The sequence below is a fragment of the Ramlibacter agri genome, assembly GCF_012927085.1.
GTDB lineage: Bacteria > Pseudomonadota > Gammaproteobacteria > Burkholderiales > Burkholderiaceae_C > Ramlibacter > Ramlibacter agri.
This window is the reverse complement of record NZ_JABBFX010000001.1, coordinates 416,554-428,568: the sequence shown is the minus strand read 5'-3', so window position 1 is coordinate 428,568 and position 12,015 is coordinate 416,554. Positions and strand designations below refer to the sequence as shown.

Below are 12,015 nucleotides of genomic sequence, written 5' to 3'. Positions count from 1 at the left end.
TTGGAATAAATGGCGGAAGTATTTCAGCGAAGCGGGAGTGAGATCCGCGTTCTGTCCTTGTTTTCCGGATGTGGCGGGATGGACTTCGGAATCGAAGCTGCAGGCGGCACTATCGTGTACGCCAATGACATTCTGAAGGACGCATGCAAGACCTTGGAAAGTTACTTCCCGAAAACGGAGGTGGTCTGCGGCGATGTGACTTCGGTTAAGTCATTCCCAGTCGTCGATGTGATTGTCGGCGGTTACCCATGCCAATCCTTCTCCATGGGGGGAAACCGACGTCCTGGTGCAGACGCACGCACCAACCTATATAAGCAATTTTTGCGTGCTGTACATTCAGCTCGTCCGCCATATTTCGTAGCCGAGAACGTTTCCGGCCTCGGACAACTTCGCAGCGGCTCCTTTCTACATGAGCAAGTGAAGGCATTCACGGAAGCCGGCTACGTAGTCACACACCAGCTTGTAAATGCCCGTGAGTACGGAGTTCCCCAGTCCCGCAAGCGCCTTTTCATCGTTGGGGTCCGCGGAGATCTGGATCAGAATTTTAAGTTTCCGGCGGCAACTCATGGGAGGGAGGCGGAAGGACTAAGGAAATACGAGTCACACGGAGATGTCATTCGCGGTTTACCGCTCTGGCCAGAAGGAGAGTTCTATGAACGCCCTCACGACCCTGACGGACACTTTTCCTGGTACTACATGTCCCGAAACCGCAAAGCAAAGTGGGATGACCCAAGCTACACGGTAGTCGCGAACTGGCGGCATGTGACGCTCCACCCTGCGAGTCCCGTAATGACTCTAACTTGGTCCAACCTAGCAGACGGTTGGAAGCAGAAGTGGGACTTCAGCAACGCGCATGAGCATGTGCAAACTGACGCGAGTCGACCTGTTTTGGAGGTTCCGCGCCGCCTATCTTGGAGAGAGTGCGCACTCATCCAGACATTCGCGGACGATTTCGAGCCTGTTGGAGACGTTGCATCTAAGTTCACTCAGATAGGCAATGCAGTTCCGCCGCTGCTCGCCGAAGTGATCTTCCGGCATCTCTTCTCAGGGGCGGGACTGGAGCGTGAAGTGCAATGTAGCAAACGCGTCGCATGAGACTCACCGAGGCAGCGGATCTCTTAGCTAGCAGCGTTGCTCGAGTCACAGCCGCCGCTGCAAATGAAGCGCAACTCCGGCACGAAATCGAGTTGCGGCTTGAGCAGATTTGCGGCGACACGCGAATCCCCTGGACTGCTTTCCAACTGGAAAGACCGCTACGTAGCGGCACGGCGATGAGGTTCGCTGACGTTGCACACGGCGCCTTAATCATCGAGTATGAGCCGCCGAACAGTTTTCGCAGCTCTGAGGGCGCAAAGTTAAACCACGCTCGCGCGCAAGCAGAAGAGTACGGTCGACTTATCGCAATTGAAGAAGGGCGAGATCCCTCCGAGTATGTCTTGCTTGCATGGGATGGCGCGAGCACTAGCTTTGGTGCTCTCGCGGGAGATCATGCCAAATGGGAACCACTGACGCCGTTTTCACGCGGCGTAGCGGAACGCCTGCTGCGCGCGCTTGAGCAAAACGGGCGGCCGCTCGTCCACCCGCAGTTGCTTCAGGCCTGGATTGGTCCTGACTCGGAGTACGGGGCCAAGCTTGTGCCTCTGATGTTCGAGGCGATTTGCGAGGCGAACTCAGCGCACGACACTACCAAGACGAAGCTGTTGTTCACCGAGTGGAAGCGGCTATTCAGTCAAGTGGTTGGGTTCCAGCCAACTGCCATGCGTCGCTTACTCGAGCGACAGAAAATTGCGCACAGCCACAATTACGGGGCTGAGCCAGCAGCGTACCTGTTCGCCCTGAACACGTACATAGCCGTAATCGCAAAGCTTGTTGCAGCTTGCGCGCTGCCCAATGCGGCTCAGAACGTTTTGGATAATTCGGTCTCCGTCCACGACCGCCTTCAGACTTTAGAGTCTGGATACTTGTTCGAGAGTGCCGGCATTTCGAACATGCTGGACGGAGACTTCTTCTCTTGGTACGTCGACGATCCTAAGCTTGACTTCTTTATCGCTTCGCTCGAAAGCATTCTGAACAAGCTGTCTTTCGTCGATTTTCAGATCACTAAGAAGAGCCCTCAAACCACACGTGATTTGTTCAAAGGGATCTATGAACGGTTTATTCCGAGGGAGGTGAGACACGCACTCGGTGAGTTCTACACACCCGACTGGCTGGCTGAGCACGGGATGAATCAATTGGGTTGGACGGAGGAACATCCCCTCACCGACCCGACCTGTGGCACCGGCACGTTCTTACTCGAGGCCCTGCGGCGCCGCATGGTGGCGTGGCCGCCCTCGGCGACTGCCAGACAGCTGCTCTCAGGCTTGCATGGGATCGATCTGAATCCGCTGGCTGTACTTGCAGCGAAGGCATCAATCGTCGTCTTCATTTCTGCGTCCCTCAGTGCTTCAGACCAGATTCGGATTCCAATCCACTTGGCAGACGCAATTGATCCTCCGCAAGAGGACCTGTTCGGTAACTATTCCCACGTCCTGAGCACAGCCATCGGGTCCAAGGAGTATCGACTGCCTGTCGCCGTAGTACGGCACCCAGACTTTCAGCAGTTGATGGCTCGCGCTAGGCTTCTGATTGACGCAGACGTCCCGCTTCCAAGCATCATGAACGCGCTAAGGGGAGCGTTCATGCGCGACATTGAGCCCGATCTATGGGACGTCGTCGAACAAACTGTCGCGAATTTCGTGTGGCTACACGAGAGGGGGTGGAATGGAATCTGGTGCACGATTTTGGCCGAACGCTTCGCTGCAGCGACGATTCCCCCGTCGACATTCGTTTGTGGCAACCCACCCTGGGTACGTTGGAGTACGCTACCGAAAGAGTATGCGAAGGCTATACAGCCTAGATGCAAGCAACTCGGCGTTTTCAGCGGAGACAAATGGGTCGGTGGCATCGAGGCCGATGTTTCGACCGTAGTCACCTTTTCCGCAGTAGAGCGCTATCTCGCCCCAGGGGGCTTACTCGGGTTCTTCTTACCCGGTTCTGTCTTCACGACCGAGTCGAGTGCCGGGTTCCGGCAACTGCAGATTGCAGGAGGAAGAGTGACGGCTGCAGCCGTCCGGGTCGAAGACTTCGAGCAAATCCGGCCGTTCGACGGCGTCACCAATCACGCCACATTTTTGATCTTGGAGAGGGACTCGCAGACCACCTTTCCTGTGCCATACAGTACATGGAAACTCACCTCTCGGCCGACCGCCGGGTCCGTAGAGCGGTTCGCAAACGCAGCGGCGTTTGTTGCTCAGGCCTCGGCCACTGAGCAAGTGGCGGCACCGGTTCCTGGTGGTCAAGGGCGGCCCTGGCTGGTTGGAGTGAGTTCTGAACAGAGTACGTTCTCGCGTGTATTCGCGAAGAGGGAGCATGCATACATCGCGCGAAAAGGAGTCACAACAGACCGGAACGGCGTCTTCTGGCTGGAGATTCTTGTTCAGAGCTCTCCCGGGCTACTTACCGTTAAGAACGATCCGAGCATTGGAAAAACCCGAGGGATTCCGCAGGTAACTGCGCGAGTGGAAGATGAACACGTCTTTCCTCTTCTTCGCGGACGAGGAGTGCGACCGTTCAATGCAGTGCCGGATGAGAAGTTTTTTGTACTTGTGCCCCAGCGCGGCATGCACGGCGACAACGCGCTGCCGGAAACTCACCCGCTCACCTATCGCTATTTGAGTCAATTTGAACGGGAGTTGGTTTCTCGCGGCAGCTTCAGGCGGTTCCAGGCCGGCCAAGCGTACTACTCGGTATGGAGCACAGGCGCATATACGTTCGCTCCGTTCAAAGTCGTATGGCGCGAGATCGGCAAGGAGTTTGCTGCTGCATACATTGGAACTGCTCCGTCAAAGCATCTGGGCGACAAGGTGGTGGTGCCTGACCATAAGGTCTACTTCATCCCGGTACAGACGGAAGGCGAAGCTGCATACCTTACGGCCTACTTGAATGCCCCCTTAGTTTCCAGATCTATTTCGGCGTACGGGGCGCAGCTTAGCTTGGGGACGAGTGTCGCGGAGTACCTAAACATTCCGGGATACGTTCCGAATAATGCAAACATGGCCGGACTGAGCGAGGTAGGACAGCTAATCACTCGCCGCGGCACGAGTGCCACGCAGGCAGAATTACATCTCTTGGACGAATACGTCAGCGCTCTACTGCATTCCTCCGCGGCCAACGCAACTCGGAGCTAGAGGCCACGGAGCGGTCGATTGCGAAATCCGTGTGTCTACATTGCGTCGCGATCTAAGAACCGCCTTATGCGCCGCTGCAGCGCATCCAGTTTCGCCGGCACTGTCTGGCACTCCCAAACCACCATCACCCGCCATCCGAGTCTCCTAAGTGCTTTGGCACTTCGCACGTCCCGTTCTACGTTTCGATCGATTTTGGGAGTCCAGTAGGCCAGGTTGGATTTGGGCCTTCGACCAACTCTGCACTCATGGCCGTGCCAATAGCAGCCGTGCACCTGAATGACAGCTTTGCGACTCGGAAAAACTAGATCCGGGCTTCCAGGCAACCTCTTGTCATGAAGCACGTAGCGGTATCCCATGCCATGCGCGAGCTGCCGGACTCTCATCTCCGGCGCGGTGTCTTTTGCGCGGATCGATCGCATTAGCGCGCTGCGCTGCGAAATGGATAGCGTATCAACCACAGCTACATGATCTGAAGCGCCAGGGCAACATCGACGTGAGCCCCCAGCGGCAGGAGCGGCATCCCGAAGTCCCTGTGCAGGTTCACCAATCGAAGCCTGTCTACCATGATGGCATCACCAAAGTCAGACTTGTTCGCCCAGTCCCCGTCTGACCAGCGCAGGTCTATGGGCATGAAATAATAAGTTGCCCAGGCATGGTGGGGATTCATCTTCGCTCGAAGCTTTGCCGGAGACGCTTCGAGATGCTTACGCCGCCAGTCCTCACGCGAACATCCACATTGTGCAAGTGCCGCCGGAATCGCATCGCGAGCATCACCCATTGGATGCCACGCAACTATGTCGATCCCGCCATCCCCGTGATCACCGGGCTTGAAGTCCCGATCCTTGAATGTGGCAACGGCCCGTATGTCTTCTGCGATCGCCTTGTACTTTTCCGGAAGCGTCCCGCGATAGCGAGCCGAAACTCCAGCTCCGGCCCATGCTGGATGCACCTCCGATCCGGTGGGCATCAGACGCCGAAAGATCTCAAGGCTGCAATCCTCGAAGACACGCGCCATCTTCTGAACGGCGTTCAGGTATGCCATGCTGGAGCAAAGCAAGAGCGTCAGATACAACAGCTGGGTATTGGTCAGCGGCGATTCAATGAGTTCGATAGTGTCCTCATCCTGCGAAATGAGGAACGGATAGGCAGCGCCAAATGCGCTTTGCCTGCCGCGTACAAACGCACGCACGTCAGCCCACATTAGTTGCGCGTCCGGCACTGAGCCGCCACTTGACTTATTGCGCGCGAGCAGGCTTGCGAACTCGCCGCGGGTATAGCATTTATCGGGATGAACGAGCGCGCGCAGCTCAATATAGTCTGCCCACGAGTAGGTGTCTGAAGTACTTGGCGTCGCCTCCAGGTTGGAGATCATGCGTCAGTCGCCTCCCAACGAATGTGCGATTTGGTCATAGATCTTTTTTGCGCGGACGTGAATGTCCTTTGCAGCCTCGAGGTGTTCCTCTGAAGGAGAACTTTGCAGCAACGTCTCCCACACAAGTCGGAGTTTCGCGTCAGCCTGCTGCAATGCACCGCCTAGCGCCTGCTCTGGGCCATCCGTATGGAGGTAAGCGTCTTCGAGCCGACCTGTCTTCTCGAGTGCCCGCAAAGCGTCGTCGCTCTTTACAACTGCTGCTAACTGCTGGAGCATACGGGACTCTCTAACGACCGCGTATCCGTTCGGCTGTGGTACGAACATCCAATAGAACAGGGACTCCACCCTCTTGGGATCGACTCCCTCTGCGTCTACATCGCCAGACCCGTCGAGTCCGAGCCACTCGGCGATGGCGCTATAACTGATTGCTGTCGAGACATACGAGAAGTCCAGGGCATCGGGACTAAGGTTATGCCGCGAAAAAAACTTTCCACGCTCGACCTGTTCGTATAGCTTTAGACCCGCCAACAACTTGGCCACATGGTCGGATCTGCTGCCTATTTCCCTAGCGATTGTTCTCAGCTGCTCTTCGACATCGAGATCGGGATAGAAAGTGTCCCGCAACTCCGCTAGATACTTCGCCTTGGAGAGTGCGTCCCACTCCTTGATGCCGGTAATGTGACGGTATCCAAGGTAACGCAGTACATCAACACGATCCTTGTGGACAATGCACGGCACTTCTGTGGGCGTTTCCTGTGCCACGTCGATTAACATCTGAACCGACCGAGCTTTGCGCCGTGGCGCGCTGAGCTCTCCATTCAGAAGCTTCAGGGCTGCCAATCGTCTGTTGCCTTCGACGACTATGTATTTGCCGCCTTTCGTTGGCACCACGAGGAGCGGTTCGCCTTCAAAGTAGCCTTGCTGCCCGATTGAACTCATAAGGTCCTGGACACCCTCATCGTCCAGCATTTCCTCGACGACCTTGGCGTCAGTTGCTTTGCCGTGAAGCCGATAAAAGCGGGGATTTTGCGGATCAAAGTCGAGATCTTCGGTTGCAAGCCACGTGATCTCCTTTGTCTTCCGCTTCGCGGGTAGTTTCGTTCTTGTTTTAGCCTGGGTTTTTTTGGCAGTGACCATGAACGCTCCAGGTTCCATTCCTTAATAATGCGACGGTAGCATACCGCGCCAACGCTGGGACGATGCTCACATCCGTCGCGCTTGGCGGATTCGAGGTTTGTCTGCGACGCCGGACATTGATCTTGGTCTGCGGTTACCGCTGCCCCTGGCGTCCCTGGATAGGCCCGCAGCATAGGCTGGTCGGAGTCCTGCAGTGCTTGACGCACCGGGGAGGCTTTCCCGAAGACTCCTGAACATACCCGCGAGAACAATTGCCTGGTTCAATCTGGGGTAGTCACAATCTGACCAAACGTCCGCGTGCCGCTACTCGTAACGATCAAACGATGCGTCGCCCGTGTCGCAGCTACGTAGAAGAGCCGCGCCTCCTCCGAAGCATCTTCGTTCTCCTGTGGCATCTCGCCTATCGCGGGCAACGCCACTACCGGGAATTCCAATCCCTTGCTTGCATGCATCGTCATGATCTTTATAGTGTTCGCCAGCGGGTCATATTGCCCTGACTTCAGGCGCACTTGATAGGGAATACGCAGCCGCCCCAGCTCGCCAGCGCAAGCGTGCATCAGCTCATAGTGGCGGCACAGAATTGCCATCTCACCCCATGCGTGACCTTCCGCGTGAGAATCGGCTAGCAACTCAGCCACCTTGCGCACCTCATCCCGCAACGTCGGCAACTTGACGACGATTGGCGCCTTGCCGTCGCGCCCGCATGTGATTGGTTGCAGCAGCGGTGCCCCGTCATCGTCCGCGGCGTCCGGCGTAAGGACGTCCTTGGCTACCTTGTTGGCCAACTCCAGAATCTGCCGCGTGTTGCGGTAGTTGATCCTCAGAATGGTCGTGCGGCCCTGGGCTTGAATGCCTAGGCTCTTGAAACTGAATTTCTGTCGCTTGGCCTTCTCATAGATGCTCTGAGCACTGTCGTACAGCACGAGCAAGCTATTGGTCGAAGGGTCCACCATTTGCACGACCAGCTTGAACCACTCCGGTTGAAAGTCGTGCCCTTCATCGATCAGAACTGCGGCGTATTGGCCGGACGGGATTTGGCTGCGCTCAACTCCGCGAATGACGTTTTCCACCATCTGGTCAAACATCCTTTGGCTCTGCGCCGGGATCGGCTGCCCAAAGGCCACCAGCTGTTGACGGCACCACTTGTGGAAGTTGCGCACGTGTACTTGGCGGTGTAGTCCCTTGGCTGCCATCATGGCCTGCAACTTGACGGCGAGCGGCTCGTTGTAGCAAAGAATCAACACGGGCTTGCTCACGGCTGCTTGTGCGAGCTGCTGCGCCCTATAGCCCAAGATCATGGTCTTGCCCGATCCCGCAACGCCATGAATCACGCGATGACCATCGCCTAGACTCCGCGCCAGCTGTTCCTGCTGCAGGTCCATCACACGCATGATGTCCGGGAGGTCGGTTTCCTCCTCCGCGTCAGAGTTGGTGTCGAAGAGCCCCGTTTGATCCCCCACCCGGATTTCCGGAAACATGATCCATCGCACGCGATCCAGTTGCGGCAGTGACAACGCCTTGCCAAACGCATGTGGGAACATGTCCCACAAGCGCTGCTGAAACGCCTCAGCATCCGTCGCTTCCAGCATCTCGTCTTGGCAGATCGCCAGGTGCGACTCGATGGCCTCGCCCAGGCCTGCTGCCTCGAACTGCGCGCGCGTAATCCGGGTGAAGACCACGCCGTAGCCCCAAGGGAATATGAGCTTTCCTTGGTGGGGCCCGTCAGCGTGAACCAGTTGCTTATCGCGATCCAAGGCGTTGACGACTTGGATCGCACAATGCCTCGCTTGCGCGAGCGGGTTGACTATGGTCTTCAGCCCGCCATCGGCATGGATCTCAAAGTACTGCCTGGTCGCCTTGGCAATGGTGTCGATCCGCCAATCTTTGGTTTCCAGGATCAATGCGCCACGGCGAGGATGAATGACGACAAAATCGGGATGCGCCTGTTTCGGCCCAACGGGCACGTTGTGCCAAAGCAAGTAGTCGGAGTCGAGCTTTTGCTCCAGCCGCTCCGCCAGCCGCCGCTCACCGCTTGAATCGAATTTGCACGCCCCGATCGCCGGAATCAGTACCGCCACGTCCGCTTGCCTCCTCAAGAGCAATGATCATCGGCAAGCGACGGGAAGGCAAGGGCGATTTCCGAGGCGCTATATCCCCCCCAACCTCCCCACATCCACCGGCTTCGTCCAATGCTCGTCGAAGCCCGCCTCCACCGCCCTGCGCTTGTCCTCCGCCTGGCCCCACCCGGTCAGCGCCACCAGCCGCACGCTGTCGCCGCCAACCCGCTGGCGGATGCTGCGCGCAACCTCGTAGCCGTCCATGTCCGGCAGCCCGATATCGAGCAGCACCACCTCGGGCTGCGCCGCGTCGAAGCGCGCCAGCGCCGACGCGCCGTCGTTGGCGGTGGTGGGGGTGTGGCCCAGCACTTCCAGCAGCTGCGACAGCGTGTCGGCGGCGTCGACGTTGTCGTCCACCACCAGCACGCGCCGTGACGCCCGCGGCTCCTCACTGGGGGTCGCCGGCGCGGGCATGCTTTCGACGGCGGCCGCGCGCGGCAGCGACACGACGAAGCTGCTGCCCTGGCCGGGCCCGCCGCTCTGCGCCTGGATGTGCCCCTCGTGCATCTGCACCAGGCCCTTCACCAGGAACAGGCCGATGCCCAGGCCATGCTGCTCCAGGTGCGGCGCGGTCCCGGCCTGCGTGAACAGGTCGAACATCTGCGGCAGCAGCTCGGGCGGGATGCCCACGCCATCGTCGCTCACGCTCACCTCGATGGCCGCATCGGCCACGCGCAGGCGCAGCTCGATGCGGCCGCCTTCGTGCGTGTACTTGGCCGCGTTGTTCAACAGGTTGGCGAAGACCTGTGCCAGGCGCACCGGGTCGCCGTCCACGCGGGCCGGCTCGCCGGGCAGCTCGATGGACAGCACGTGCCGGCGCCGGTCGATCAGCGGCTGGCAGCTTTCCACGGCGGCGCGCAGCACGTCGCGCAGGTCCAGCACTTCGCGCCGCAGCTCGATCTTGCCGGAGTTGATGCGCGCCAGGTCCAGCAGGTCGTCGACCAGCCGCACCAGGTGCCGCGCCTGCCGCTGCATCACGTGCACGGCCCGCGGCAGCAGGCGCTGCGGGTCGCGCGCGCGGGCCAGCATCTCCACGCTGTTGACGATGGGCGCCAGCGGGTTGCGCAGCTCGTGGCCCAGCGTGGCCAGGAACAGGTCCTTCTGCGCGTCCGCGCTGCGCAGCGCATCGAGCAGGCGCGCATTGGTGATCGCCACCGACGCGCGCGCAGCCAGGTCGATCGCATGCAGCAGGTCGCGCTCGGTGAACACGCGGCGCGACTCGGAGGTGATGAACGAGATCGCGCCCAGCATCGTCCCCTGCGCGCGCAGCGGCACGCCGATGTACGAGTGCAGGCCCAGCGCCAGCAGCGCCTGCAGGTATTCCGGGTCGCCCACGCCGGCCTCCAGCATCGCGGGGGTGATGACAGGCACCAGCTCCGCGTGGCCGGACTGCACCACCGTCCATGTGCCGCCGGGCGCGTCCGGGCCGGGCGGGAAGCGGTCGAACAGCTCCTGGACCTGGCTCACCTTTGCCTCGTCGACGTGCGCCACCGCGACGCGCTGGAGCTTGCCCTGGTCGTCCAGCATGTCCACGGCGCACCAGTCCGCGAAATGCGGCACGGCCAGCCGGGCGATGCGCTGCATGGTGGCCGGGTAGTCGGTCAGCGCCGCCAGCTCCGCGCTGGCCTCGGCCAGGAACTGCAGGTTGGCTTCCTCTTCCTTGCGGGCGTCGATGTTCAGGCACACGCCGGTCATCAGCTCGGGCTGGCCCTCGTCGTCGCAGACGGTGGTGCCGGTGCCCTCGAGCCAGTGCACCGAGCCGTTCGCCCACACCACGCGATACTGCACCGAATGTTCGCCGCAGGTCCGCACCGGCCCGTGCATGGCCTCGCGGAAGCGCTGGCGGTCGTCCGGATGAACCAGCGCGTAGTAGTCCGCGGGCAACTCGCTTGCGGGCGGCAGCCCGTGCAGCGGGAACATCTCCGGCGACCACCAGCGCCGCGGGCTGCGCAGGTCCCATTCCCACGCGGCCATCTTGCCGGCGGCCAGCGCGAGCTGCAGGCGCTTCTCCAGCCCGCGGCGATCGCGGCCCAGTATGCGGCGGACTACATCGAGCATCGGGGGGATTCTTCGGCTTGCCCCGGTGGCGCGGGTGTACGACAGCATCGACAAACAGCCGCGGCATTCTTCGAGTCGAGCTCTTCGGCGTGGTCCGCTGCCGGGCTGGGCGGCATGTCGGCTACCATGCTCCTGTCGACGCGCCCGACCAACCCTGGTGAAAGCAGGAGCCGAGATCCACAGGCCCAGCGCCCCTGTCCAAACTGGAAAGCAGTTGCATTCCATGCAAGACGAGATCAAGACCAAGGTGCGGGCCGGCGGCCTGCGCTACCAATCGAAGTCGCCCGGCACCGCGTTCGCGGGGCCTTTCGGCGGCACGATGAGCTGCATCCTCTGCAGCCGGCACATGCCGCGCTCCCGGCTGGAGTCCTTCCGGCTCGCCGGCAACCTGCAGTACCGCTGCCGGGACGGCTGCTAGAACGCGAACCCGCCCCGCCGCCGGATCCCCTCCGACGCCGGGCCTGCCACCAGTTCCGCCAGCTTCGCCGCCAGCGCGGGCTCGCGCGTCCCGGTGCACACCCCCAGGGTGTAGTTCGTCGCCAGCTCGAACTCCCTCGGCAGCGACCCCACCAACTCCACGCCCTCGGTGTAGTTGATCTCCGTTTCCTGCGTGCAGCCGATCACCGCGGCCTCGCTCGATTTCGCCATGGCGGCCATCGCGGTCGCGCCGTTGGCGAAGGGGCGGAAGGCGGCCTTCAGCTCCTGGTCCAGCCCCAGCGCCTTCAGCACGTTCATGAAGTGGATGCCTGCCGTGGCCTTCTCCGGGTCCGGGTAGTAGATCTCGCGCGCCGCGCGGAAGGCCGCGGCCAGCTGCGCGCGGTCGGCGATGGGCGGGTGGGCGGCGCCCGCGCGCACGGCCACGCCGGTGCGCACCAGGCCCAGCGATCGTTCGCTGCCCGCCACCACATGGCCGGACGCCACCAGCTGCGCCACCAGCGGCTTCGTCAGGATCACCAGGTCGCAGGGGCTGCCGGCCAGCAACCGGTCGCGCATTTCGCCCACCGCGCTGAAGGTCGCCTGGAGGGTGGCGCCGGTCTCGCGCTCGAACTGCGCCTGTACGCCCTTCACCACCGCCGCCGCGGCACCGCCGCTCAATACATTCACC

The 12,015-nt window shown here is 60.6% G+C and carries 9 protein-coding genes; 3 read left to right on the top strand and 6 right to left on the bottom strand.

All coding sequences use genetic code 11. The features are described from left to right. Nucleotides 1-9 precede the first annotated feature (9 nt). Both HHL11_RS02155 and HHL11_RS02150 read left to right on the top strand, forming a co-directional pair. Nucleotides 10-1,095 (top strand): DNA cytosine methyltransferase, encoded by a 1,086-nt coding sequence (locus HHL11_RS02155; RefSeq protein WP_169416740.1) that lies wholly within the window; start codon nucleotides 10-12, stop codon nucleotides 1,093-1,095. Further along, nucleotides 1,092-4,226 carry an N-6 DNA methylase gene (locus HHL11_RS02150; protein ID WP_169416739.1) on the top strand — a complete coding sequence of 1,045 codons (3,135 nt, stop codon included), beginning with the start codon at nucleotides 1,092-1,094 and terminating at the stop codon, nucleotides 4,224-4,226. Before HHL11_RS02155 ends, HHL11_RS02150 begins: the two co-directional genes overlap by 4 nt. Nucleotides 4,227-4,261: 35 nt before the next feature. Here the strand turns inward: HHL11_RS02150 and HHL11_RS02145 are convergent, their stop codons facing one another. The 5 genes from HHL11_RS02145 to HHL11_RS02125 all read right to left on the bottom strand — a co-directional run bounded on the left by HHL11_RS02145 (nucleotide 4,262) and on the right by HHL11_RS02125 (nucleotide 10,910). Continuing rightward, nucleotides 4,262-4,684 (bottom strand): DNA mismatch endonuclease Vsr, encoded by a 423-nt coding sequence (locus HHL11_RS02145; protein ID WP_169416738.1) that lies wholly within the window; start codon nucleotides 4,682-4,684, stop codon nucleotides 4,262-4,264. A 2-nt stretch (nucleotides 4,685-4,686) separates the two neighbouring features. After that, entirely contained in the window at nucleotides 4,687-5,598 is a 912-nt protein-coding gene (locus HHL11_RS02140; RefSeq protein ID WP_169416737.1) for a hypothetical protein, read from the bottom strand. Between the two features lie 3 nt (nucleotides 5,599-5,601). Next, the gene (locus tag HHL11_RS02135) at nucleotides 5,602-6,735 is read right to left on the bottom strand and encodes a ParB/RepB/Spo0J family partition protein (RefSeq protein ID WP_169416736.1); all 1,134 of its coding nucleotides are present in this window, start codon (nucleotides 6,733-6,735) and stop codon (nucleotides 5,602-5,604) included. 260 nt (nucleotides 6,736-6,995) lie between these two features. Then, nucleotides 6,996-8,813, bottom strand: a complete 1,818-nt coding sequence (locus HHL11_RS02130) for a 3'-5' exonuclease (protein ID WP_169416735.1) — start codon at nucleotides 8,811-8,813, stop codon at nucleotides 6,996-6,998. 69 nt (nucleotides 8,814-8,882) lie between these two features. After that, nucleotides 8,883-10,910 carry an ATP-binding protein gene (locus HHL11_RS02125; protein WP_169416734.1) on the bottom strand — a complete coding sequence of 676 codons (2,028 nt, stop codon included), beginning with the start codon at nucleotides 10,908-10,910 and terminating at the stop codon, nucleotides 8,883-8,885. 223 nt (nucleotides 10,911-11,133) lie between these two features. Between HHL11_RS02125 and HHL11_RS02120 the strand changes: the two genes are divergently transcribed. Beyond that, nucleotides 11,134-11,328 (top strand): hypothetical protein, encoded by a 195-nt coding sequence (locus HHL11_RS02120; protein WP_169416733.1) that lies wholly within the window; start codon nucleotides 11,134-11,136, stop codon nucleotides 11,326-11,328. On the opposite strand, the gene HHL11_RS02115 is transcribed toward HHL11_RS02120, so the two are convergent. Further along, a complete protein-coding gene (locus HHL11_RS02115; RefSeq protein WP_169416732.1) occupies nucleotides 11,325-12,014 on the bottom strand; it encodes a substrate-binding domain-containing protein in 690 nt (229 codons plus the stop codon). The genes HHL11_RS02120 and HHL11_RS02115 overlap by 4 nt on opposite strands. Between the last annotated feature and the right edge of the window lies 1 nt (nucleotide 12,015).

Bases quoted from the DNA above. Each gene is read 5' to 3' on its own strand.
- HHL11_RS02155 (WP_169416740.1), top strand. From the start codon at position 10: ATGGCGGAAGTATTTCAGCGAAGCGGGAGTGAGATCCGCGTTCTGTCC.
- HHL11_RS02140 (WP_169416737.1), bottom strand. From the start codon at position 5,598: ATGATCTCCAACCTGGAGGCGACGCCAAGTACTTCAGACACCTACTCG.
- HHL11_RS02150 (WP_169416739.1), top strand. From the start codon at position 1,092: ATGAGACTCACCGAGGCAGCGGATCTCTTAGCTAGCAGCGTTGCTCGA.
- HHL11_RS02125 (WP_169416734.1), bottom strand. From the start codon at position 10,910: ATGCTCGATGTAGTCCGCCGCATACTGGGCCGCGATCGCCGCGGGCTG.
- HHL11_RS02120 (WP_169416733.1), top strand. From the start codon at position 11,134: ATGCAAGACGAGATCAAGACCAAGGTGCGGGCCGGCGGCCTGCGCTAC.
- HHL11_RS02135 (WP_169416736.1), bottom strand. From the start codon at position 6,735: ATGGTCACTGCCAAAAAAACCCAGGCTAAAACAAGAACGAAACTACCC.